Annotated in this window: 18 protein-coding genes and 1 riboswitch; of the genes, 6 read left to right on the forward strand and 12 right to left on the reverse strand. The window is 66.6% G+C overall.

What is annotated here, in order from left to right; genetic code table 11:
• Positions 1-142 precede the first annotated feature (142 nt).
• Positions 143-661: an acyl-CoA thioesterase gene (locus tag ABE546_RS04865; protein ID WP_070471768.1), complete on the forward strand. Its 519-nt coding sequence runs from the start codon at positions 143-145 to the stop codon at positions 659-661.
• A 111-nt stretch (positions 662-772) separates the two neighbouring features.
• On the opposite strand, the gene ppc is transcribed toward ABE546_RS04865, so the two are convergent.
• Both ppc and ABE546_RS04875 read right to left on the reverse strand, forming a co-directional pair.
• Positions 773-3,484, reverse strand: coding sequence for a phosphoenolpyruvate carboxylase (gene ppc, locus ABE546_RS04870; protein ID WP_346462840.1), 2,712 nt, complete (start codon positions 3,482-3,484; stop codon positions 773-775).
• Positions 3,485-3,720: 236 nt separating this feature from the next.
• Positions 3,721-6,255, reverse strand: coding sequence for a prolyl oligopeptidase family serine peptidase (locus tag ABE546_RS04875; protein ID WP_346462841.1), 2,535 nt, complete (start codon positions 6,253-6,255; stop codon positions 3,721-3,723).
• Positions 6,256-6,381: 126 nt separating this feature from the next.
• Positions 6,382-6,471, forward strand: a riboswitch (S-adenosyl-L-homocysteine riboswitch).
• Between the two features lie 35 nt (positions 6,472-6,506).
• Between ABE546_RS04875 and ahcY the strand changes: the two genes are divergently transcribed.
• Positions 6,507-7,952, forward strand: a complete 1,446-nt coding sequence (gene ahcY / locus ABE546_RS04880) for an adenosylhomocysteinase (RefSeq protein WP_313210192.1) — start codon at positions 6,507-6,509, stop codon at positions 7,950-7,952.
• A gap of 291 nt (positions 7,953-8,243) precedes the next feature.
• Entirely contained in the window at positions 8,244-8,717 is a 474-nt protein-coding gene (ybaK, locus tag ABE546_RS04885) for a Cys-tRNA(Pro) deacylase (protein ID WP_313210194.1), read from the forward strand.
• Between the two features lie 129 nt (positions 8,718-8,846).
• Here ybaK and ABE546_RS04890 read toward each other — a convergent pair whose 3' ends face one another.
• The 5 genes from ABE546_RS04890 to ABE546_RS04910 all read right to left on the reverse strand — a co-directional run bounded on the left by ABE546_RS04890 (position 8,847) and on the right by ABE546_RS04910 (position 13,218).
• Positions 8,847-9,404: a DUF3228 family protein gene (locus tag ABE546_RS04890; protein WP_346462842.1), complete on the reverse strand. Its 558-nt coding sequence runs from the start codon at positions 9,402-9,404 to the stop codon at positions 8,847-8,849.
• Between the two features lie 53 nt (positions 9,405-9,457).
• A complete protein-coding gene (locus ABE546_RS04895; RefSeq protein WP_313210198.1) occupies positions 9,458-10,198 on the reverse strand; it encodes a LytTR family DNA-binding domain-containing protein in 741 nt (246 codons plus the stop codon).
• Positions 10,195-11,178 carry a histidine kinase gene (locus ABE546_RS04900; RefSeq protein WP_346462843.1) on the reverse strand — a complete coding sequence of 328 codons (984 nt, stop codon included), beginning with the start codon at positions 11,176-11,178 and terminating at the stop codon, positions 10,195-10,197. Before ABE546_RS04900 ends, ABE546_RS04895 begins: the two co-directional genes overlap by 4 nt.
• A 107-nt stretch (positions 11,179-11,285) precedes the next feature.
• The gene (locus tag ABE546_RS04905) at positions 11,286-12,206 is read right to left on the reverse strand and encodes an alpha/beta hydrolase (protein WP_346462844.1); all 921 of its coding nucleotides are present in this window, start codon (positions 12,204-12,206) and stop codon (positions 11,286-11,288) included.
• A 121-nt stretch (positions 12,207-12,327) separates the two neighbouring features.
• Positions 12,328-13,218, reverse strand: coding sequence for a TIGR01777 family oxidoreductase (locus ABE546_RS04910; protein ID WP_313219978.1), 891 nt, complete (start codon positions 13,216-13,218; stop codon positions 12,328-12,330).
• A 124-nt stretch (positions 13,219-13,342) separates the two neighbouring features.
• On the opposite strand from ABE546_RS04910, the gene metF reads away from it, so the two are divergent.
• Positions 13,343-14,170, forward strand: a complete 828-nt coding sequence (metF, locus tag ABE546_RS04915) for a methylenetetrahydrofolate reductase [NAD(P)H] (protein WP_313219979.1) — start codon at positions 13,343-13,345, stop codon at positions 14,168-14,170.
• 50 nt (positions 14,171-14,220) lie between these two features.
• Positions 14,221-14,787, forward strand: a complete 567-nt coding sequence (locus ABE546_RS04920; RefSeq protein ID WP_346462845.1) for a hypothetical protein — start codon at positions 14,221-14,223, stop codon at positions 14,785-14,787.
• On the opposite strand, the gene ABE546_RS04925 is transcribed toward ABE546_RS04920, so the two are convergent.
• The 3 genes from ABE546_RS04925 to ABE546_RS04935 all read right to left on the reverse strand — a co-directional run bounded on the left by ABE546_RS04925 (position 14,777) and on the right by ABE546_RS04935 (position 19,825).
• Positions 14,777-15,736: a Nudix family hydrolase gene (locus ABE546_RS04925; RefSeq protein WP_346462846.1), complete on the reverse strand. Its 960-nt coding sequence runs from the start codon at positions 15,734-15,736 to the stop codon at positions 14,777-14,779. The two genes, ABE546_RS04920 and ABE546_RS04925, sit on opposite strands and share 11 nt — an antisense overlap.
• 237 nt (positions 15,737-15,973) lie before the next feature.
• On the reverse strand, positions 15,974-18,706 hold the full coding sequence (secA, locus tag ABE546_RS04930; RefSeq protein WP_313210213.1) for a preprotein translocase subunit SecA: 2,733 nt from the start codon (positions 18,704-18,706) through the stop codon (positions 15,974-15,976).
• Positions 18,707-18,874: 168 nt separating this feature from the next.
• Positions 18,875-19,825, reverse strand: coding sequence for a M23 family metallopeptidase (locus tag ABE546_RS04935; protein ID WP_019182479.1), 951 nt, complete (start codon positions 19,823-19,825; stop codon positions 18,875-18,877).
• 12 nt (positions 19,826-19,837) lie between these two features.
• Here ABE546_RS04935 and ABE546_RS04940 point away from each other — a divergent pair, with 12 nt between their 5' ends.
• A complete protein-coding gene (locus ABE546_RS04940) occupies positions 19,838-20,278 on the forward strand; it encodes a DUF721 domain-containing protein (RefSeq protein WP_282258203.1) in 441 nt (146 codons plus the stop codon).
• Positions 20,279-20,572: 294 nt separating this feature from the next.
• Here ABE546_RS04940 and lpxC read toward each other — a convergent pair whose 3' ends face one another.
• The gene (lpxC, locus tag ABE546_RS04945; protein WP_313210219.1) at positions 20,573-21,484 is read right to left on the reverse strand and encodes a UDP-3-O-acyl-N-acetylglucosamine deacetylase; all 912 of its coding nucleotides are present in this window, start codon (positions 21,482-21,484) and stop codon (positions 20,573-20,575) included.
• Positions 21,485-21,700: 216 nt separating this feature from the next.
• Positions 21,701-22,933: a cell division protein FtsZ gene (ftsZ, locus tag ABE546_RS04950; protein WP_019182482.1), complete on the reverse strand. Its 1,233-nt coding sequence runs from the start codon at positions 22,931-22,933 to the stop codon at positions 21,701-21,703.
• Between the last annotated feature and the right edge of the window lie 153 nt (positions 22,934-23,086).

Consider the following 23,086-nt stretch of genomic DNA (forward strand, 5'->3'; position numbering starts at 1 on the left):
CGGCAATGATCGACGAAACAAACGGCGGGCCGCGAAAGCGGCCCGTCGTCGTTTGGGCGCCTTGACCCATCGTCGCGCCGCGCGCGACCAGCCGACCAACGGTCGGCTCTACCAATGGGTCAAGCGGCGCTACACTCCAGCCATGCCCGAATTCAAATCCAACCAGCTCTCCATGACGGTGCTGATGTCACCGGACATGGCCAATTTCTCCGGCAAGGTGCACGGCGGTGCCGTGCTGCGCCTGCTCGACCAGGTCGCCTATGCCTGCGCCAGCCGCTATGCCGGCAGCTACGTGGTCACCCTGTCGGTGGACCAGGTGATGTTCCGCCAGCCGATCGCGGTCGGCGAGCTGGTCACCTTCCTGGCCTCGGTGAACTACACCGGCACCTCCTCGATGGAGATCGGGGTCAAGGTGGTGGCCGAGGACATCCTCAAGCGCAGCGTGCGCCACGCCAACAGCTGCTTCTTCACCATGGTCGCGGTGGACGACGACGGCAAGCCGACCCCGGTGCCGCCGCTGGTGCTGGAGACCGCCGACGAACGCCGCCGGCATGCCGCCGCGTTGATCCGCCGCCAGCTGCGCGAAGAGATGGAGCAGCGCCACCTGGAGCTGCTGGCATCCAATCCGCCTGCACCGGGCGATCTGGTCGAGCGGGTCTGAGCCCTGGGCCATGACCAACGGTCATGGCCTACCGGCCAGGTATCGACCGTTGGTCGATACCTGCCATATGGCGCGCGCTGCCGGCCAGCGGCCGGCACTACCCGGCGTGGCCTATCCGGTGTTCTGTACGCCCTGCGAAACACCGTTCACGCACGCCACCAGCGCGCGCAGCACATCGTCGTCTTCGCCCCCGCTCTCCCGCCAGCGGCGCAGCAGGTCCACCTGCAGCACGCTGATCGGATCGATGTAGGGATTGCGCAGGCGGATCGACAGCGCCAGGCGCTGGTCGTGCTGCAGCAGTGCGTCCTGCCCGGTCAGTGCCAGGATCCACTGTGAGGTGAGCTCAAGCTCGCCCTGGATCTGCGGGAAGAAGCGGCCATGCAACGCACCGGACAACTGCGAGAACTGTTCGGCGATGGTCAGGTCGCCCTTGGACAGCACCATCGCGATGTCGTCCAGGAACGTGCTGAAGAACGGCCAGTCGCGCGCCATCTCTTTCAGGAGGCCTTCGTGACCGGCATCGATCGCCGCCTGCAGGCCACTGCCGACGCCATACCAGCCCGGGATCACGGCACGCGCCTGGCTCCACGCAAACACCCATGGAATCGCGCGCAGGTTGGTCAGTGCGGCATCCTCGCCCAGCCGGCGCGAAGGGCGTGAGCCCAAGGTCATCCGCTCGATGACGTCGATCGGCGTGGCCAGGCGGAAGTACTGCATGAAGTCTTTCTGGCCGACGAAGGCGCGGTACGCCTCCGCACTCTTCTGCGCGATCAGGTCCATCACCGGGCGCCACTGTTCCTCGCGCGGTTCCGCTGCGCGCGGGCGCAGGCTGGAGCGCAGCACCGCACCGGTGGACTGCTCCAGCGAGCGCAGCGCCAGTGCACGGATGCCGTACTTGCGATGGATCACTTCGCCCTGCTCGGTCACGCGCAGACGGCCGTCGATGCTGCCGCGCGGCGAGGCATCCACGGCGTGCGTGGTCTTGCCACCCCCGCGGCTGATCGAGCCGCCACGGCCGTGGAAGAAAGTCAGGCGGATGTCGTTCTCGGCAGCGACCTCCAACAGTTCCACCTGAGCGCGCTGAAGGCCCCAGCGCGACGCCGCGATGCCCCCATCCTTGCCGCTGTCCGAGTAGCCGAGCATCACCATCTGCACATCGCCGCGCGAGGCCAGGTGCGTGCGGTAGACCGGATCGGCCAGCAGATCGCGCAGCGTGTCAGTACCGCGCTTGAGATCGTCCACGGTTTCAAACAGCGGGGCGATGTCGAGCGGCACCGCGCCGGCGTCATCCACCAGGCCGCCACGACGTGCCAAGGCGAGCACGGCGAGGACATCGCTGCGGTCATGCGCCATCGAGATGATGTAACTGCCCAGCGCATCGGCACCGTGCCGCCGGCGTGCATCGGCCAGCGCCGCGAACACCGCGTCCAGGCGCTCACCGCCTTCTTCGTTGCTCACCGGCAGCGCCTGCTCGCCACTGGCGAACGGGGCCAGCCGTGCCGCGCGGGTGACCGCATCGGCGGCGTCCCAGGCCTCCTGCCCATCCAGCACGCTGGCCAGCGCGCGACCATGCACGCTCGATTCCTGACGCACGTCCAGGCGCGCCAGATGGAAGCCGAAGGTGCGCACCCGCCACAGCAGGCGACGCACCGCGAAGCCGCCGGCATGGTCGCCCTTGTTCTCGTGCAGGCTGCGCAGGATCAGCTCGATGTCGTCGGTCAGTTCCTGCGGCGACGCGTAGGCGCCTTCCGCATCGTCCATCGTCGCCTGTACCCGCGCGCGCATGCGGTCGTTGAGCAGACGGTACGGCATGTCGGCATGACGCGGGCGCGAGGTGACCTTGGGCAGCAACGCCTTGTAATGGTCCACGCGGGCCTGCAGTTCATCACTGACCGCCACGCGCTCGGTGGACTGGCTGAGCAGGCTGGCCAGCTGCAGCAGGTCTTTCTGGTAGCGGCCGAGTACGGCCTGGCGTTGCGCATCCAGGGTGTTGCGGATGGTGCCGGCGTCCACGTTCGGATTGCCATCCATGTCGCCGCCCACCCACGTGCCGAAGCGCAGCAGGCGCGGCAGCGGCAGTTCCTGGCCATAGGTATCCAGCAGTGCCTGCTGCAGCGATTCGTACAGCACCGGAATCACCCGGTACAGCACCTGCACGAGATAGAAGCCGACATGCTCGCGCTCGTCTTCCACGGTCGGGCGCACGGGCGAGGAATCGGTGGTCTGCCACGAGGCGGTCAGCGCCATGCGGAAACGCGCGGCGTCAGCGGCCGCTTCTCCCGGGGTGCGCTGGCCGTCGAGGTTGTCGACCAGGCTGGCCACCATCAACTGCTCTTTCTCCAGCAGCGCGCGGCGGACCGCCTCGGTCGGGTGCGCGGTGAACACCGGCTCGATGTCGATGCGCGGCAGCCACTCGGCCAGTTCGTCCAGGGTGACGCCCTGTGCCTTGAGGTTGACCAGTGCGTCCTGCAGGCCATCGGGCTGCGGCGTGGCGGTACCGGCGCGCTGGTAGTCGCGGCGGCGGCGGATGCGGTGCACCCGCTCGGCGATGTTCACCACTTGGAAATAGGTACTGAACGCACGCACCATCGCTTCGGCGCGCGCCGGCGGCAGGCCGGTCAGCGCATCGTTGAGATCGGACAGGGGGGCGTCGCTTTCGCGGCGGGCGATGGCGCGCGTACGCACCTGTTCCACATCTTCGAAGAACTGCGTGGAGACCTGCTCGGCGAGCAGGTCGCCGACCAGTGCGCCGAGTCGGCGTACATCGTCACGCAGGGGAATATCGGGAGTGGCAAAAACGATGCTGCTACGGTACTCGTTCATCTGCGACGCACTGGCCTCGGGAACGGAATCCGCTCAAGCCTAACCCACAATCGCGTCGTTGCTGCGTCGCGCAAATAGTTACATCTGGTAGTGCCGGCCGCTGGCCGGCTCCATGCGTATCGGACAGGTGCCAGTGCATCGCCGGTCGCGTGCATTCCGAGGAGCCGGCCAGCGGCCGGCACTACCGGTCACCTTCATCGCTAGGTACCGGCCAGCGGCCGGTACCTGCCGGTGTTTCAGCGCTTCTTCTTGACCGGCTTGCCCTCGCCTACGGTCTGCTCCAGCCACCGCTCGCTTTCGGCCAGCATGGTCATGATCGATTCGCGCGCGCGGTAAGCATGCGATTCGTTGGGCAGCATCACCAGGCGCGAGGTACCGCCCAGCCCCTTCACCGCGGCGAACATGCGCTCGCTCTGGATCGGGAACGTGCCGGAGTTGTTGTCGTCCACGCCGTGGATGAAGAGGATCGGGTCCTTGATCTTGTCGGCATAGTTGAACGGCGACATCTTCTGGTAGACCTCCTGCGCCTGCCAGTAGTTGCGCTCTTCGGCCTGGAAGCCGAACGGGGTCAGCGTGCGGTTGTACGCGCCGCTGCGCGCGATGCCGGCCTTGAACAGGCGGGTATGCGCGAGCAGGTTGGCGGTCATGAACGCACCGTAGGAGTGGCCACCGATCGCGATGTGCTCACGGTCGGTCACGCCACGCCGCACCACTTCATTCACGGCCGCCTCGGCATTGGCGATCAGCTGCGGCAGGTAGGTGTCATTCGGCTCCTTGTCGCCCTCGCCGATGATCGGCATCGAGGGGCTGACCAGCACCGCGTAGCCCTTGGCCAGGAACGCCTGCGGGCCCCAGTAGCTGATCGCGTTGAAGCGGTACGGGGAATCGGTGACCTGGCTGGCGGCCTCGGCCGTCTTGAACTCGCCCGGATAGGCCCACATCAGCAGCGGCAACGGACCGTCCTTCTTCGCGTTGTAGCCCGGCGGCAGCATCAGCGTGGCGGTCAGGTCGACGCCATCGTTGCGCTTGTAGCGGATCTGCTCCTTGCTCACCCCACGCAGCTGCGGCAGCGGGTGCTGGAAGTGGGTCAACGCCTTCGGTGCGGCGGTGGCATCGGCCAGCGACTGCACGTAGAAGTTGGCCGGCTCGTCGGGTGATTCACGGGTCAGCAGCAGCGAGGTGCCTTCCTGGTCAAGCAGCGCCACCGGCGCGGCGTAGGACGGCGCCTGCGAGTGGAACAGGCGGGTGGTCTGCTTGCTGTCCAGATCAAGGCGATCCACGAACGGACGGTCGCCTTCCGGCGAGGCGCCCAGCCCGTACAGGAAGATGCTGCGGCCATCGGCGCTGACCTGCAGGCGCGAGCGACCGTTGACGTCGCGCACCAGGCCCGGGCGGCCCGGGTCGTTGTAGCGGTCCTGGGAGGAACGCGCCGACAGCAGTTCCGCCGCCTTCTCCGGCTGGTCCGGCGCGATCCGCCACTGCTTGACCTCGCGGTTCTTCCACCACGATTCGTTGAGCAGCGCCAGATCGCCACGGCCCCACTGGATACCCGCATAACGGCTGCCCAGCTGCGCCAGCGTCACCGGCGGCTTATCGAAGGGGGCGGCCTGCATCAGCACCGCATCGCGCACCTTGGCCTCGCGGTTCGGGTCGCCGCCGTCCTGCGCTTCGGCCCAGACCAGGGTCGCCGGTGCATCGGCGCGCCAGTCGATCCGGCGCACGCCGGTGGCCACCGCATCGTTGCCGGTCGGCAGGCCTTCCTTCAACGGCAGGTCGGCGACGGTGTGTTCGAGCTTGCCGTCCACGGCGGACAGCACTTCGATGCGACGCGCGAACGCGCTGGCCGGCACCAGATAGGAATACGGACGCACCACCCGCTCGCTCAGCAGGTAACGGCCATCCGGGGAGAGGGTGACATCCCAGTACACCCCACCGGTGGACAGCGGCGTGGTCACGCCGTTGAGCGCGACCTTGGCCGGCTGCGCGCTGGCGTAGTAGTCGAAGAGGCGGGCATCGGCCTCGTTCTTGAGCATGTCCTGGTAGGTACGGATCGTGCGCACACCGGCGTCGGCCTCGGTCTGCTGGATCGCCGGGCCGGTCGGGATGCCGCCGGTGGCCGGTGCCGCACCCTGGCCCTTGAGCTGCTGCATCACCAGCAGGCCGCGGCTGTCGGGCTGCCAGCTGTAGCCATCGCCCATCACCGTGTTCAGATCACCGACCAGGCGGCGCGCCGAACCGGCCTCGACATCGACGATCCACAGTTCATTGGTGCGGGTGGCCGCGTGCACCTGGTTGAAGGCGATGTACTTCTGGTCCGGCGACCAGGCAAAGGTGGCGATCGACAACGGCTGCGGCAACCCGCTGATCTGGCGCTCCTTGCCATCGGCGACGCTCATCAGCCACAGCTTGTCGGCGAAGCTGAAGCGGCTGGCCGAATGCGTGGCCGGGTTGATGCGCAGGCCGGCCAGCTTCAGTTCGGGCTGGGCCACGTCGTTGATCGACGGCAGCGGCGGTGTCTGCAGCAGCGCGGCCAGGTCACGGCGCGGGGACAGGCTCAGGGTCGGGGCACGCGGCGCATCGACCACGGCCTGCAGGGCCGGCGACGGTAGCTGGTAGCCGCCCTGATCGCCCTTGGCGGCGGCTGCGGTCGGCGCAGTGGTCTTCGCGGCCGGGGCGGCGGCCAGCGCCAACGGCGGCACCGCCAGCAGGGCCAGTCCGAGGATCAAGGTATGGCGCCACTGTGGAGCGCGTCGACCGGGGGTGCGTGTCATGGTGTGTGCCTGTGCTGATACGAACCCCCGACCTTAACAGCCGCGCGCCGATCGCCCCCCTGCCGATGGTTGGGGGCAGGGACCGATTCATGCCAATGCAACCGGCCGCGATATAATGGGTGACCCTCCACCGAGGGGCGCTGCGACCGTTCCGGACCTTCTCCGGGGGCGGCCAGGCTCGGTGGCCAGGATTGGTTCCAACGGCGCCCGGCGAACACGAGTATCGACTCGTCATTACACCGGAGCTTTGAATGAACGCTGTTGCCAAGACCTTCTCCACCGAAGGCGATTACAAGATTGCCGATATCTCCCTGGCCGATTGGGGCCGCAAGGAGCTGGACATCGCCGAGCATGAAATGCCGGGCCTGATGTCGATCCGTCGCAAGCACGCCGCCACCCTGCCGCTGAAGGGCGTGCGCGTGACCGGCTCGCTGCACATGACCATCCAGACCGCGGTGCTGATCGAGACCCTGAAGGACATCGGCGCGGACGTGCGCTGGGCCTCGTGCAACATCTTCTCGACCCAGGACCACGCGGCGGCGGCGATTGCCAAGTCGGGCACCCCGGTGTTCGCCTGGAAGGGCGAGTCGCTGGAGGAATACTGGGACTGCACCCTGGACGCACTGACCTTCACCCTGCCCGACGGCACCCTGACCGGCCCGGAGCTGGTGGTGGACGATGGCGGTGACGTGACCCTGCTGATCCACAAGGGCTATGAGCTCGAAAACGGCAGCGACTGGGTCAACGAGAAGGCCGCCTCGCACGAAGAGCAGGTCATCAAGAACCTGCTCAAGCGCGTCGCCAAGGAGCGCCCGGGTTACTGGGCCCGCGTGGTCAAGGACTGGAAGGGTGTCTCCGAAGAGACCACCACCGGCGTGCACCGCCTGTACCAGCTGGCCCAGGCCGGCACCCTGCTGATCCCGGCGATCAACGTCAACGACTCGGTCACCAAGAGCAAGTTCGACAACCTGTACGGCTGCCGCGAGTCGCTGGCCGATGGCCTCAAGCGCGCGATGGACGTGATGCTGGCCGGCAAGGTTGCCGTGGTCTGCGGCTACGGTGACGTGGGCAAGGGCTGCGCCGCGTCGCTGCGTGCCTACGGCGCACGCGTCGTGGTCACCGAGATCGATCCGATCTGCGCCCTGCAGGCCGCGATGGAAGGCTTCGAGGTCAACACCCTCGAATCCACCCTGGGCCGTGGCGACATCTACGTCACCACCACCGGCAACAAGGACATCATCCGCATCGAGCACCTGAGCGCGATGAAGGACCAGGCCATCGTCTGCAACATCGGCCACTTCGACAACGAGATCCAGGTCGATGCGCTGAACGCGCTGGCCGGCGTGCAGAAGATCAACATCAAGCCGCAGGTCGACAAGTACATCTTCGACAACGGCAATGCGATCTTCCTGCTGGCCGATGGCCGTCTGGTCAACCTGGGCTGCGCGACCGGCCACCCGAGCTTCGTGATGTCCAACTCGTTCGCCAACCAGACGCTCGCGCAGATCGACCTGTGGGCGAACAAGGACAGCTACGAGAAGAAGGTATACCTGCTGCCGAAGAAGCTGGACGAAGAAGTGGCGCGCCTGCATCTTGAAAAGATCGGCGTGAAGCTGACCACCCTGAGCCAGGAACAGGCCGATTACATCGGCGTGCCGGTGGAAGGTCCGTTCAAGCCGGAGCATTACCGCTACTGATCGGCGTGCCGGTCCAGCTGCGTTGAAACAGACGGGCGCCGAAAGGCGCCCGTTTTCGTTGGATCGCGGCAGGTACCGACCGTTGGTCGGTACAGCGGTTCCGGTAGGTACCGACCATTGGTCGGTACGGCAGTTCCGGTAGGTACCGACCGTTGGTCGGTACAGCGGTTCCGGTAGGTACCGACCATTGGTCGGTACGGCAGTTCCGGTAGGTACCTACCGTTGGTCGGTACGGCGGTTCCGATAGCCTCGGTCAAGCCAACACTCCGCGCACCACGCTACGATGCCGCCATGACGCCCGCCATCAACCTGCTGAAGCAATCCGGCATCGCGCACAGCGTGCTGTCCTATCACCATGACGCCGCCGCCGACTCCTACGGTGGCGAGGCAGTGCAGCAGCTCGGCCTGGATCCAGCGCAGGTATTCAAGACGCTGCTGGCCAGTACAGAGAAGCACGAGCTGCTGGTGGCGATCGTGCCGGTGAGCGGCACCCTTGACCTGAAGGCGCTCGCCGAAACAGCCGGCTGCAGGAAGTGCGAGATGGCACAGGTCGAGCAGGCACAGCGCGCCACCGGTTACCTGGTCGGCGGGATCAGCCCGCTGGGGCAAAAGAAAAAGCACCGCACCTTCCTCGATGCCAGCGCGCAGGCGCTACCGACGCTGCATGTCAGCGCCGGCCGGCGCGGGCTGGAGGTGGCGCTGGCACCGGCCGATCTGCTGCAGCTCACCGGCGGCAGCTACGCGAGCATCGGCAAACCGCGTTGACCGGTAGTGCCGGCCGCTGGCCGGCTCCCCGTGACGCTTGCCTCATGCGTCAGACAGACTGAGGAGCCGGCCAGCGGCCGGCACTACCCGTCGTCTTCGATCAACGTGCCATCGCTGCGGATCAGCGCCTCAAGGCCGCCAGTTGGCGTTGCGGTCCCAGAACGCCACGGCGCGCTGATAAGCCTCGCGATCCAGCGGCACGCCCGAGCCACCCTCTTCCACGCCCAAGGCGTTGCGCATCATGGTGATCGGGGCCATCGGCACTTCCTCCGGCTCGGCGGTGTAGATGCAGCCGACGATGCCCCAGTCCGCATCGATGGGCGAGCCCTCTTTGGCCAACTGCTCGGCGCTGTACAGGATCACCACCAGGTAGTTCGCGCGCGGCGATTCCACGCCTTCGAACCAGCGCACCAGCACCGGAAGTTCCTCGCGGTTGCGCGCCTCGTAGCCACTGCGCAGCTGGTGGCGGTTGCCCTCCGTGATCGGCACGGTCAGGCAGCGCGTGGAGGTCCAGTTCTCGTACACATGCAGTTTGCAGAAGGGCGCGTAGCCATCGAGCACCTTGAACGGCGCATGCGTGTTGAGGTGCTGTTCGAACTGCTCGGCGGTGCAGTCCTGGATGGTGTTGCCGCGTGGGACGCGCGGGAACAGGCGGGGACGGGCGAACGCAGTGAGAACGATGGACATGGGCACAATCAGGCGGTGGAGATCCCCACAGGGTAACGCGTGCGGCGCGTGCCCTACAGCGCCAGCCGCTCACGCAGCTCGCGGGCCTGCCGCCGCGACACCTCCACCTGGCTGCCATCATCCAGGGTCAGGTCGTAGCCATCGCCGAGGGACGGTTCGATCGCACGCACACGTCGCAGATTGACCAGGGTGTTGCGGTTGGCGCGGAAGAACAGCGCCGGCGACAGCCGTGCCTCCAGCGTGCTGAGGCTGCGTGCCAGCACCGCGTTCTGGTCGCGGAACCACAGCCGCGCGTAGTTGCCGTCAACCACGACCTTGCGGATCTCCCCGAGCGCCACGAACCAGCAGCGCTCCCCATCGCGCAGGAACACCTGATCCTCGGCACCCAGCGCATCGCGCACGCTGTCCGCCGCAGTGGGGGCGGCCGGTGCCGAGAGGCGCTCCCGGCCGCGTTCCAGCGCCGCCTGCAGGCGGCCTGCCTCCACCGGCTTGACCAGGTAGTCGAGCGCGTTGGTTTCGAAGGCGCGCACCGCGTACTGGTCGTAAGCGGTGACGAACACCACCATCGGCACCGTCTCCAGTCCGTCGAGCACATCGAAGCCCTCGCCCGAGGGCATCTGCACATCGAGCAACACCAGATCGGGCTGCTCGCGCAGGATCGCCTCGCGGGCCGCGGGCACGTCGTCGGCCTCGCCGACACACACCACCCACGGGATCGCCGCCAGCAGGGTACGCAGCTCGCGGCGCGCCAGTCGCGCATCGTCCACGATCAACACCCGCAGTAAGGCGCTCATTGCTGCACCTCCAGGCGGGCCAGCATGCGCTCACCCTGTCGCTCCAGCAGGAACGTGCCCCGGCTGGATGAAGAGGGCGCCGCGTCGATGCCCAGCTGCGCGCGCAGATAGGCCAGCCCGATGCCGTGGCCTTCGCTGCTGGCGTCGTGCGCGGCGGGATTGTCCACCGCCACCCGCAGCCAGCCACCATCGAGGCGCACGCGGATCGTCAGCTCACCGCCGCCGGGATGGACGGCGATGCCGTGCTTGATCGCATTCTCCACCAGCAGCTGCAGCGCCATCGGCGGCAGCCGTGCGGACAGCGCGGCCGGCTCGATGTCGGTGTGAACGCGCAAGCGGTCCTCGTAGTGGATCGCCTCCACCGCCAGGTAGTCCTGTACCACGCGCCACTCCTCGGCCAAAGTGACCCAGCCCCCGTCGGTATGCACCAGGGCGTGCCGCAGCGTGCTGGAGAGATGGGTGACCATGTCGCGTGCACGCGCCGGGTCTTCATTGATCAGGGCGCGCAGGTTGTTGAGCGCATTGAACACGAAGTGGGGATTGAGCCGCGCACGCAGCGCCTGGTGCTCCAGCGTCGCCCGCTGCGCTTCGGCGCGCAGCTGCGCCATCTCGCTGTGGCGCGCACGCTGCAGCGCGCGGCGACCGGTCCACAGTGCGCACCACACGCTCAGAACGATGGCGGTGCTGAGCCAATAGTTGAAGATGTCGATCGGCCTGTAATAGGCGCGTTGCCCCGGCAGCTTCACCCACTCCCAGGCCACCGCGGGCAACAGCACAGCCGCGGTAGCGAGCTGGATGGCGGCCGCGACGATCACCACGGCCAGCGTCATCCGCCACGTGATTCCCAGCAGATCGCGCTGCAACCAGGCATGACGAAGCGCCCAGGCGCGAATCGCTGCGCTGCCGGCGAACAGACCAAGCGCGACCATTACGTAGATCAGGGTCCCGCCGGACCAGTTGCCGCGGTAAGCGATGCCCATGCCGAGGCTCAAGCCCAGGTAGCAGGACCATAGACCCGCATTCGCCCACCAGAAACCGGTATCGCGTGCTGTCCGCTTCTCGCTCATCGTCTCCACGCCGGCCTCGATCAGGGCGCTGCAGGCAGATCAAGGAAGCCCCGGATCTGCGTCTGCAGCCAGCGCGGATCATCCCACATCAGGAAGTGGTAGCCGGCGCGGCTCATCTCGATCCGCACGCCGGGCAGCGCGGCGTACTGGGTGGCGAATACCTGCCGCGTACTGGCTTCGGTCGCACCGAACGGCTGATAGGCCGCCCACGCGCCCAGCACCAGCACCGGGGCCGTGATGCCGGCGATCGGCTGGCGCAGATCGGTCATCGTCATCGAGTACATCGCGTTGGCGGTGGTGGCGCGGTCACTGTCGCGTCCCCACAGCTTCAAGGTCGCAACCTGCTCGGGGGCGTGCGCCATGTTGGCAACGGCGGCGTCGGTCTGCGCCGCGTACTGCGTGGCGTCGGCGGCAAGCATCCCGGCCCGCATCTGCTCGGCCATCGGCTTGAGCGTGGCCGGCGTCGCGGCCGGATTCTGGACCGCGCCGAAATACGGCAGGGCATCGACGATCACCAGCGGCCCGATCTTCTGCGGCGCCGCGATCGCCATCTGCAGCGCCAGCACACCACCGAGGCTGTGGCCGATCACGGCCGGATAATCGAGCTTGCGGTCCGCGCTGTAGGCCAGCAGGCGGTCACGCATGGCGCTCAGAAAGTCATCGCTGGCCACCGCAGGCGCACCGGCAAAGCCGGGCAGCTGTATCAAGTGGCATTGCACCTGTGGCTGCAGCGCGGCGCAGGTCTCGCGCCAGACCTGCGCACCGCTGTTGAGGCCCGGGATCATCAGCACCGGCCGGCCGCTGCCGATCACCTCGACCTGCAGATCCTGGAAATGCTCGGTGGCGGCATGCGCGGGACTGACCAAGGTGGCCCATGCGGTCAGCGCGAGCGCGGCCAACGGGGCGATGGAGTAGAGGCGGCGGGGACGGACGGTCGACATGGCAGGCTCCTGCTGGGTGAGCATGAAGACTGCCGCGGGACGTCGCCGCCGGGGCGATTACATGAGCAGCGGCGGCAGACAGACGATGAGCGGTCGGCAGTGGCGGATGAACATCCCCGCCTCAGCGATCCGGCGCACCCACGATCGCCTGCAACGCTTCAGGCAGCGACGGATACTGGAAGACAAACCCCTCCGCCAACGCGTGCGCCGGCTGCACGTTCTGCCCGGTCAGCAGCAGCCCGCTCATTTCCCCGAAGCCCAGTTTCAACGCGAACGCCGGGGTGGTCAGTCGTGCTGGACGATGCAGCACCTCGCCCAGCGTGGTGGCGAAGGTCCGGTTGGTGACCGTGCCGGGCGCGGTGCCGTTGTAGGCGCCGCGTGCCCGGTCGGTGGTGAGCAGCCACAGGATCATCCCGACCAGGTCCTCGCGATGGATCCAGCTCATCCACTGCCGCCCATCGCCCATCGGCCCGCCGAGCCCCATCCGGAACGGTGGCAGCATCTTCTGCAGTGCGCCGCCCTCACGGTCGAGCACGATGCCGGTCCGCAGCACGCAAGTGCGCACGCCGAGGTCCTCGGCCTTGAACGCCTCGGCCTCCCACTGCCGGCACAGCATCGCGGCGAAGTCGTGCCCCGGCGAGGCGGTCTCATCCAGCGGTGCGCTGTCGCGGGGGCCGTACCAACCGATCGCCGAGCCGGACACCAGCACCTTCGGCCGTTCGGGCAGCGCGGCCATCCAGGCCAGCAGCGCCTGCGTCGTGCCGATCCGGGAATCGCGCAACGCCTGCTTGCGTTCATCACTCCAGCGGCCGTCCATCAACGGCTCGCCCGCCAGGTTGACCACCGCCTGGACCGGACCGACCTCCGCCAGCGCTGCAACGCTGCGCACGCCCTTCTGCGGGTTCCGGCCAGGCCGCCGGGTGAGGACGATGGGGTCATGGCCCTCGGCCAGCAGGCGCGCGCACAGGCGGCTGCCGATGAAGCCGGTGCCACCGGTCACGAGAATCTGCATGGCGATTGCTCCGGAAGATCAGCGCTCACTGTACCCGGCCGGGCGTGCACGGCACATCGAAGCACTTCACATTCATCGCGATGAAAAGATATGATTGAGCCACACCCGTCGACGCACCCCCGCCATGACCGCCATCAGCTTCGAGTTCTATCCGCCCAAGACCGACGAGCAGCGCGCCCAGCTGGACCGGACCGCGGCCAAGCTCAAGGTGTTCGCGCCGGAATACGTGTCGTGTACGTTCGGTGCCGGCGGCTCAACCCTCAGCTATACCTCCGAAACCGTGCGCCACCTCAAGCAGCACCATGGTTTCGAAGCCGCCCCGCACCTGTCCTGCGTCGGGGGCAGCCGCGAGGAAATCCGCGAACTGCTCAAGCTGTACCGCGCGATCGGCTGCCGCCGCATCGTCGCCCTGCGCGGCGACCTGCCCTCGGGCATGGGCCACCCCGGCGACCTGCGGTATGCCTCCGAACTGATCAGCTTCATCCGCGCCGAGCATGGCGATGCGTTCCGCATCGAAGTGGGCGCGTATCCGGAGACCCACCCGCAGGCCAACGACGCGCTGCTGGACCTGAAGCACTTCAAGACCAAGATCGACGCCGGTGCCGATGCGGCGATCACCCAGTACTTCTTCAACGCCGATGCCTACTTCCACTTCGTCGATGCGGTGCGCAAGCTGGGGGTCACCGTACCGATCGTGCCGGGCATCATGCCGATCTCGAATTTCAGCCAGCTGCGCCGCTTCTCCGAGCAGTGCGGTGCCGAGATTCCGCGCTGGATCGGCAAGCGCATGCAGGCCTACGGCGACGATGCCGACTCGGTCCGCGCGTTCGGTGCGGAGGTCGTCGCCAGCCTGTGCGAACGCCTGGTCGCTGGCGGTGCGCCGGGCCTGCACTTCTACACGCTCAACCTGGCCAAGCCGACCACCCAGGTCCTGAAACTGCTGCGCGGCTGAGGCCGCCACGCATCGCTTGCAGATAACACCCACGCCGCTACGCTGCTGCGATGAAACCGCTCGTGTGGCTCCTGCTGTGTGCACTGTGCCTGCCCTCGCCGCCTGCCCTGGCGCAGGCACCGCAGCGCGTGAACCGCTGCACCAACGCGCAGGGCGAAACCGTCTTCACCGACCGCCGCTGCGATGCAGTGGGTGCCACCTCACGACTCCCGCCGCGCACCGCGAGCGTCGGCAACACCGGCATCTACCGCGCCGGCTGCGCGCGCCGGCTCAGTGAACTGACCGGGCAGATCCGCGACGCGGTCAGCGCGCAGGACGTGAACCGGCTGTCCTCGATCTACCTGTGGAGCAACGTCTCCAACGCCACGGCGAACCAGATCATCGGTCGTCTGGAATCGGTGGTGCAACGCCCGCTGATCGACATCGCGCCGGTCTACCCGGACAGCACGCCAGTGTGGGTGGACCCGACACTCGCCGCTGCGGGCGCTGTGGAGGCCCCCTCGCGGCCCCGCCCGGTCGGCCTGCGCATCGAGCAGACCCTCGGCAGCACCGCCACCCCGGCCAGGACCGTATTCGGCCTGCGCCGTCAGTACGGCTGCTTCTGGATCACGCTGTAGCCGGCCACAGCGATCGGATCGCCGCAATGCCCTGCGCCCCGTGGCGGCGCGCCTCCTCGATATCACCGGGGGTCATCCCGCCGAGCGCATACAGCGGCAACGACACCTGCTCGCGCAGCGCCTCGAACGCCGCCCAGCCCAGCGGTGCCGCCCCCGGGTGGCTGGCCGTCGCCTGCACCGGCCCCAGCACCGCGAAGTCGCAGCCCAATCGCTGCGCCGCCTGCAGCTGCGCCAGATCGTGGCAGGACGCGGCCACCAGCTGACCCACCGGCAGCGGCCGCGCGTCCAGCGCCAGCAGCTGCTCACTGCCCAGGTGTACCCCGACCCCCAACCGACCGGCCAGGTCGATATCCCGGTTGACCAGCCACTGCGTGCGCGGCCCATGCTGCTGGATCACCCGCTCGGCCAAGGCCACCCGTGCCGGACTGGACGGCGTACGCAGCTGCACCCGGCGCACCCCGCTTTCCAGCGCCTGCGCCAGCCGCCCCAGCCAGGCCTGGTGGAGGCTGTCCTCCTCCCCCTCCGGCTCCGGCGTGATCAGATACCGGTCCGGCTGCCGCAACGCCGCCACCACCGGCAGATCCGCCGGCGGCATCGAATACCGGTGCAGCTTGTCCGGCGCCACCCAGGTGATCGCCTGTCCCTCGCGGCCCCGCGGCGAGCCCTTCCAGCTCTGGATCCGGCGGACCTCGAGACGGAGCCGTTTGTCCGGGTAGATCTGCGGCACATCCATGATCCACTCACCGATCTCCGCCTCGATCCCCAGCTCCTCGCGCAGCTCCCGCACCAGCGCCTCCTCGGAGGTTTCGCCGGGCTCCCGCTTGCCGCCCGGGAATTCCCACAGGCCGGCCATATCGCGGTTCTCGGTACGACGGTTGAGCAGGATGCGGCCGCGGGCGTCGGTGATGACGCCGGCCACGACATGGATCGAACGAAGGGGAGATGACATACCCCGAGGATGCCCAAACCGGGGCCCGTGACGCAATGCCCCTGCGGGTAGTTGTGGGGGCTCGTTGTGGCTCGTGGTGGCGTCTCCGCTCGGAGCTGCCGCGCGCGTAAGGGCCCCGCAGCGACCGCCGTGCCTGGAAGGGTCAACGCGCACCACATACCTGCCACGCGGATGGAAGAAGAACCAAAAAAAAGCCCCGCACAAGGCGGGGCTTCTTCGGCACGTCCAATCAGCCGATCAACTCAGCTGACCATGGCAGTGCTTGTACTTCTTGCCGCTGCCGCACGGGCACGGATCATTGCGGCCGACCTTCGGCTCATCGCGGGTGACCTGCGGCACGCCGTTCTGCGCCGCCTCCACCTGCGCGGCCTCTTCGTCCGCACCGTAACCGCCCGCGTCCTGATGCTGGAACTGCGACTGCAGCAGACGCGCCTCCGCCTGCTGGCGCTCGGCCTGCTCCAGTGCCGCCACTTCCTCTTCGCTGCGGATACGCACGCGCGCCAGCAACGTCACCACTTCGCGCTTCACGTTCTCCAGCATCTCCGAGAACAGTTCGAAGGCTTCCTTCTTGTATTCCTGCTTCGGCTGCTTCTGCGCATAACCGCGCAGGTAGATGCCCTGGCGCAGGTAGTCCATGCGCGCCAGATGCTCCTTCCAGCTCTGGTCCAGCACGGTCAGCATCACGTGCTTCTCCAGCGCGCGCATGGTCTCGTCACCCACGCCGGCTTCCTTCGCCGCGAAGTGCTCGTCGACCTTGGCCTGCACCTTCTCGGCGATGCCCTCGGCATCCAGCTCTTCGTGTGCCTTGACCAGGTCGGTCAGCGACATGTCGATGCCGAAGTCCGACGCCAGCGTTGCTTCCAGACCCTGCAGGTCCCACTGCTCGTCGATCGAGTTCGGCGGCACGAAGCGCGCCACCACATCGAATATCACATCGCCACGGATGCCATCCACGTTGTCCTTCACCGACTCCGCATCCAGCAGCTCATCGCGCTGGCTGTAGATCACCTTGCGCTGATCGTTGTTGACGTCGTCGAAGTCCAGCAGGTTCTTGCGGATATCGAAGTTGTGCGCTTCGACCTTGCGCTGCGCCTTTTCGATCTGGCGGCTGACCAGGCGATCCTCGATGACGTCGTCTTCCTTCATGCCCATCATGCGCATCGCCTTCTGGACCCAGTCCGAGGCGAAGATGCGCATCAGGTTGTCTTCCAGCGACAGGTAGAAGCGGGACGAACCCGGATCGCCCTGGCGGCCCGAACGGCCACGCAGCTGGTTATCGATACGGCGCGACTCATGGCGCTCGGTGCCGACGATGTGCAGGCCACCGGCCGCCTTGACCGCATCGTGACGGACCTGCCACTCGGCCTTGACCTGGGCGCGCTGTTCCGGCGTCGCCTCTTCGCCCAGCTCATGCAGCTGCGCTTCCAGCGAACCGCCCAGCACGATGTCGGTACCACGGCCGGCCATGTTGGTGGCGATGGTCACCGCGCCCGGCATGCCGGCGTTGGCGATGATCGTCGCTTCGCGGTCATGCTGCTTGGCGTTGAGCACTTCGTGGTGCACACCGGCCTTGCGCAGATGCTCGGAGAGCATCTCCGAGGTTTCGATCGAGGTGGTACCCACCAGCACCGGCTGGCCGCGCTCGTTGCAGGCCTGGATATCGGCCAGCACCGCGTTGAACTTGCCGTTGCGGTTGAGGAACACCTGGTCCGAACCGTCCTTGCGGATGGTCGGACGGTTGGTCGGGATCACCACCACTTCCAGGTTGTAGATGCTCTGGAATTCGTAGGCTTCCGTATCGGCCGTACCGGTCATGCCGGACAGCTTCTTGTACATGCGGAACAGGTTCTGGAAGGTGATGCTCGCCAGCGTCTGGTTCTCGCGCTGGACCGGCACGCCTTCCTTCGCTTCCACCGCCTGGTGCAGGCCATCGGACCAGCGGCGGCCGGCCAGGGTACGGCCGGTGAATTCATCCACGATCACCACTTCACCATCGCGCACGATGTAATCCACGTCGCGCTGATAGATCGCATGCGCACGCAGCGCCGCGTTGAGGTGGTGCACCACGGTCAGGTTCTGCGCGGCGTAGAGGCCTTCGGTCTCGGCGTTGAGGATGCCGGCTTCGACCAGCAGTGCCTCGGCATGCTCCATGCCCGCTTCGGACAGATGGACCTGCTTGCCCTTCTCATCGACCCAGAAATCGCCCTCGCCCTCCTCGGCCTCCTGCTTGATCAGGTGCGGGACGACGCGGTTGACACGGATGTACAGCTCCGGGGAATCATCGGCCGGGCCGGAAATGATCAGCGGGGTGCGGGCTTCATCGATCAGGATCGAGTCGACTTCATCGACGATCGCGTAATGCAGGCCGCGCTGGTAGCGGTCCGCACGGGACAGCGCCATGTTGTCGCGCAGGTAATCGAAGCCGAATTCGTTGTTGGTGCCGTAGGTGATGTCGCTGGCATACGCCTCGCGCTTGTCGCCGTGCGGCATGCCCGGGTAGACCACGCCCACGCTCATGCCCAGCCAGTTGTAGAGCTTGCCCATCTGCGCCGAGTCACGGCGGGCCAGGTAGTCGTTCACGGTGACCACGTGGACGCCCTTGCCTTCCAGCGCGTTCAGATACACCGGCAGCGTGGCGACCAGGGTCTTGCCTTCACCGGTGCGCATTTCGGCGATCTTGCCCAGGTGCAGGACCATGCCGCCGATCAGCTGCACATCGTAATGGCGCATACCCAGCACACGGCGGCTGGCTTCACGGCAGACCGCGAACGCTTCGGGAAGCACCTTGTCCAGGGCCTCACCGTCAGCGATGCGCTGCTTGAACTCCGGGGTCTTGGCCTTGAGCTGCTCGTCGGAGAGCTTTTCGATTTCCGGCTCCAACGCATTGATCTTGGCGACGATGCGGTTGAGCTGGCGCAGCTGTCGTTCATTACGACTGCCGAAGACGCGGGTAAGCAGGCTGTTGATCATTGAAGGAACCGGTTGGAATGAGACGCCCCAACGGCGGCGCTCTCCCCAGGGGATGCGCACGCCGCAAACGAAACAGGGCGCACTGCGCCCTGTCTATGGCAACACCCATTGTAGCTTGGGACGGGGGTCCGGCGTTTCAAGCACCCCCGTTCAAGTTCATTACCGTGATCAGCCCCGCGAAACGCGGCCGACCGGGGTGTTGCCGCCGTCACCGAGGAACTTGCGGGGATTGACCACCTGGCCGCGTTCCCAGACCTCGAAGTGCACGTGGGCACCGGTGGAACGGCCCGTGGAACCGGCCTTGGCCACTTCCTGGCCGGCCCGGACCAGATCGCCCGGCTTCACCACCAGGCGCGAATTATGCGCATAGCGGGTCACATAGCCGTTGCCATGGTCCACATCGACCACGTTGCCGTAGCCGCCCTTCACACCGGCAAAGCTGACCACGCCGTCGGCCACCGACATCACCGGATCACCGACCTTGGCGTGGAAATCCATGCCCTTGTGGGTGGCCGCACCACGACCGAACGGATCGCTGCGGGTGCCGAAGTTGGAGGTGATGTAGGTATTGCGGATCGGCATGCGCGAGGGCACCGCGTTCTGTTCGAGCTGGTGGTCGAACATCAGCGATTCCATCACCGACAGCTGGCGGCCTGAAGCAGCAAAGCGCTGCTCCAGCACCTGTAAGTCGGCGTTGACCGCGCTGACCGGGATGTCCTGGGTCGGGCCGGGCTCACCTTCACCGAGGCCGGGGGTCTCGTTGAAGTCGAATTCGCCGTCTTCCAGTTTGCCCATCTGGGTGAGTCGTTCGCCCAGGGCATTGAGACGGGTGGCCTGCGCCTGCAGCTCGCCCATCCGCGCAGCCAGCGCGTTGACCTGGGTCTGAGCGTCCTTCTGGGCCTGCGCCAGCTCGCGTTCCTGCTGTGCGACCTTGGCGTGGAGCCGGGAATCGTTGAACATGCTGCCACCGATACCGGCACCGAAGCCGATCAGGCAGCCCACCCCCAGCACACTGCCCAGCAGGGCCCGGGGGGAATCTTCGAAGTAGAAACGCAAACGCGCCAGCGGCGTCTTGGCCTGTCCTTCACGCGTTTTGATTACGATCTTTTTGAATGCCATCAGTGAGTTTTCATGTCTGAGCCGAAATCCAGTGCCCGTTCCCCATCCACGCCGAAGCCGGCGCTGGATGCGGTCATGGCGGACAAAGCCGGTAACCCGCTGCGTCGTGCCTTGTGGCTCGACGCGCTGGACCGTCAATTGCGCCCCCATTTGCCGCCTGCACTGGCCACCCGTTGCCGGCTGGCGAATGTAAACGGCGAGCACCTCGTTTTTCTCGTCGAATCTCCCGTGTGGCATGCCAAGGTCCGGCTTGCCGAAGCACAGTTGATCGACGCGGCCCGGTCCATCGGGCTGAAGGTCACCAAGGTGACCGTCAAAACAGCATCTGCCCCTCCCCCACGCTCCCCAGCGGTCGACAACAGGAATGGCCCCCACGCTGTTTCAGCCGCCACGCACAAAGGGCTACGCGACGCGTTGGCTTGTCTGCGCGATGTGGATTCCTCCAAATCGTGAAGCCATCGGGGCATCCCGCCCCTTCCCGGCCGCGTCACGATCACGTGAACTTTGGCTGGGAGCCGGTCTGCACTGTAGCGGCGTCAGTGCCGCCAGTCGTTAGTGTTTTATTAAATTAACGTTAAATTCGGCAGAAACCTTGATGAGGTTCACAAATCTGTGCGCTGTGCACCCCTACGGTTCATTGACGTCAAGATCACGCCGCCTTCCATCGGCCTGGACCGCAGGAAACAGAAACGGCGCCCCAGGCGCCGTTCTATTTCTTTTCATATCAATGACTTACGTGATGACGGCTCAGGCGTACGCCGGCAGCCCGTAAACCACCGGCGCCGTGGCGGCAGGCGAGTCGTAGCTGACCCACTCCCACGCCGTGGCATCGGCCAGCAACGCGCGCACCAGCTTGTTGTTGAGCGCGTGGCCCGACTTGAAGCCTTCGTACGCGCCCAGCACCTGGCCGCCGGCCAGATACAGATCGCCGATCGCGTCGAGGATCTTGTGGCGCACGAACTCATCGGCGTAGCGCAGGCCGTCGTCGTTGAGCACGCGGAACTCGTCGAGCACGATGGCGTTGTCCATCGAACCGCCCAGACCCAGGTTGCGCTCGCGCATGTACTCCAGATCCCGCATGAAGCCGAAGGTCCGGGCGCGCGAGATTTCCTTGGTGTAGGCCAGGGTCGAGAAGTCGATTTCCGCCCGCGACTGCTTGGCCGGGATCATCGGGTGGTTGAACTGGATGGTGAAACCGAGCTTGTAGCCTTCGTACGGCTCGAAGCGGGCGACCTTGTCGCCCTCGGTGACTTCCACCGTCTTGAGAATGCGGATGAAGCGTTTCGGCGCGTCCTGCTCGGCGATGCCCGCCGACTGCAGCAGGAAGACGAACGGGCCGGAGGAACCGTCCATGATCGGCAGCTCGGCCGAGGACAGTTCCACGATGATGTTGTCCACACCCAGGCCGGCCAGGGCCGACATCAGGTGTTCGACGGTCTGGATCTTGGCCTCGTGATAGGTCAGGCCGGTGCACAGCGTGACTTCGGTGACCAGGTCCGCACGCGCGGGCACTTCCACCACCGGGTCCATATCGACGCGACGGAAGACGATGCCGTGGTTGACCGGGGCCGGGCGCAGGGTCATGTAGACCTTGTCACCACTGTGAAGGCCAACGCCGGTGGCGCGGATCGTGTTCTTGAGGGTGCGTTGCGGAATCATCGGGGGGCAGGACCAGAAAGCGCGCGGTCAGCGCGGCTGTGACAAACAAGAATAACACGCACTACCGCTGTCCCTTCCGTGAACCGTGGTGCGTCGACAGCACTGCCCGGACGTGCGCGATGCACGACGGCGGTCAGACTGCCGGGCCGATCCTGGCCCGGCAGCATGGGACATGGAGGTGCTTACCGGGGAGGACAAGGCCCCGGCACGCAGTACTCAGTCCGCCTGGCGGCGCAGGAACGCCGGGATGTCCAGGTAATCGTTCGGCAGTTCAGCAGCAGCCGGACCCGACGCGCTCGGGGCCGACGGGGCCACGGTGTCGGCGCTCGGACGACGCAGGCCCATGCCCATGCCCATTCCGCCCACGGCCTTGGAAACCGCATCGCCGCCGTTGTCGAACTCGCCGAACTCCGGCTGGCCGGTGGTGGCGTTGCGGACCAGCTTGATCGGTGCGCGCTCGCCCGGACGCTGGGTCTTGGCGGTGACGGCACGGTTCAGGCCGGTGGCGACCACGGTCACGCGGACTTCGTCCTGCATGTCCGGATCCAGGACCGTACCCACGACCACGGTGGCATCTTCGGAGGCGAAGCCATCGATGGTGCGGCCGATCTCGTCGAACTCGGCCATCGTGAAGTCGGCGCCGGCGGTGATGTTGACCAGGATGCCGTTGGCACCGGCCAGGTTCACATCGTCCAGCAGCGGGTTCTGGATGGCGGCTTCGGCAGCGGCCTGGGCGCGGTCATCGCCACGCGCGGTGCCGGTGCCCATCATCGCCAGGCCCATTTCGGACATGACGGTGCGCACGTCGGCGAAGTCGACGTTGATCAGGCCCGGACGCACGATCAGGTCGGCGATGCCCTGCACGGCGCCCTGGAGGACGTCGTTGGCGGCACGGAAGGCCTGGATCATGGTGGCGTTGCGGCCCAGCACGGTGATCAGCTTTTCGTTCGGGATGGTGATCAGCGAGTCGCAATGCTGGCTCAGTTCCTCGATGCCCTTCAGCGCGACCTGCATGCGGCGACGGCCTTCGAACGGGAACGGCTTGGTGACCACGGCGACGGTCAGGATGCCCATCTCCTTGGCCAGCTGGGCCACGACCGGGGCTGCACCGGTGCCGGTACCGCCGCCCATGCCGGCGGTGATGAACACCATGTCCGCACCCTGCAGGGCGTCCATGATGCGCTCGCGGTCTTCCAGCGCGGCCTGGCGGCCGACTTCCGGGTTCGCGCCTGCGCCCAGGCCCTTGGTGACGTTGGTACCCAGCTGCAGCTGCAGCTTGGCACCGCAGTTCTTGATCGCCTGCGAGTCGGTGTTGGCGGTGATGAATTCCACGCCGTCCACACTGGTGCTGACCATGTGCGCCACGGCGTTACCGCCGCCGCCGCCCACGCCGATCACCTTGATCACCGCATTGGGTGCCATCTTTTCAATCAGTTCGAAATGCGCCATGTCCGTGTCCTCGTTGTATCCGCTTTCGGTGGCATGGGCGGTCAGGCCTCCTGCCTTTCGCGCGTCATGTTGCCGTTGCGGCTGTGTGGGTTGTGTGTTGCCGGTGCTGCCGTGTTGCGGTGGTGCGTTGCGTTGCAGTGGTGCGTTGCGTTG

This window comes from Stenotrophomonas sp. TWI377, from assembly GCF_039674525.1.
GTDB lineage: Bacteria > Pseudomonadota > Gammaproteobacteria > Xanthomonadales > Xanthomonadaceae > Stenotrophomonas.

Coding starts and splice junctions, on each gene's coding strand:
- ABE546_RS04865 (WP_070471768.1), top strand. CDS start 143: ATGCCCGAATTCAAATCCAACCAGCTCTCCATGACGGTGCTGATGTCA.
- ppc (WP_346462840.1), bottom strand. CDS start 3,484: ATGAACGAGTACCGTAGCAGCATCGTTTTTGCCACTCCCGATATTCCC.
- ABE546_RS04875 (WP_346462841.1), bottom strand. CDS start 6,255: ATGACACGCACCCCCGGTCGACGCGCTCCACAGTGGCGCCATACCTTG.
- ahcY (WP_313210192.1), top strand. CDS start 6,507: ATGAACGCTGTTGCCAAGACCTTCTCCACCGAAGGCGATTACAAGATT.
- ybaK (WP_313210194.1), top strand. CDS start 8,244: ATGACGCCCGCCATCAACCTGCTGAAGCAATCCGGCATCGCGCACAGC.
- ABE546_RS04890 (WP_346462842.1), bottom strand. CDS start 9,404: ATGTCCATCGTTCTCACTGCGTTCGCCCGTCCCCGCCTGTTCCCGCGC.
- ABE546_RS04895 (WP_313210198.1), bottom strand. CDS start 10,198: ATGAGCGCCTTACTGCGGGTGTTGATCGTGGACGATGCGCGACTGGCG.
- ABE546_RS04900 (WP_346462843.1), bottom strand. CDS start 11,178: ATGGGCATCGCTTACCGCGGCAACTGGTCCGGCGGGACCCTGATCTAC.
- ABE546_RS04905 (WP_346462844.1), bottom strand. CDS start 12,206: ATGTCGACCGTCCGTCCCCGCCGCCTCTACTCCATCGCCCCGTTGGCC.
- ABE546_RS04910 (WP_313219978.1), bottom strand. CDS start 13,218: ATGCAGATTCTCGTGACCGGTGGCACCGGCTTCATCGGCAGCCGCCTG.
- metF (WP_313219979.1), top strand. CDS start 13,343: ATGACCGCCATCAGCTTCGAGTTCTATCCGCCCAAGACCGACGAGCAG.
- ABE546_RS04920 (WP_346462845.1), top strand. CDS start 14,221: ATGAAACCGCTCGTGTGGCTCCTGCTGTGTGCACTGTGCCTGCCCTCG.
- ABE546_RS04925 (WP_346462846.1), bottom strand. CDS start 15,736: ATGTCATCTCCCCTTCGTTCGATCCATGTCGTGGCCGGCGTCATCACC.
- secA (WP_313210213.1), bottom strand. CDS start 18,706: ATGATCAACAGCCTGCTTACCCGCGTCTTCGGCAGTCGTAATGAACGA.
- ABE546_RS04935 (WP_019182479.1), bottom strand. CDS start 19,825: ATGGCATTCAAAAAGATCGTAATCAAAACGCGTGAAGGACAGGCCAAG.
- ABE546_RS04940 (WP_282258203.1), top strand. CDS start 19,838: ATGTCTGAGCCGAAATCCAGTGCCCGTTCCCCATCCACGCCGAAGCCG.
- lpxC (WP_313210219.1), bottom strand. CDS start 21,484: ATGATTCCGCAACGCACCCTCAAGAACACGATCCGCGCCACCGGCGTT.
- ftsZ (WP_019182482.1), bottom strand. CDS start 22,933: ATGGCGCATTTCGAACTGATTGAAAAGATGGCACCCAATGCGGTGATC.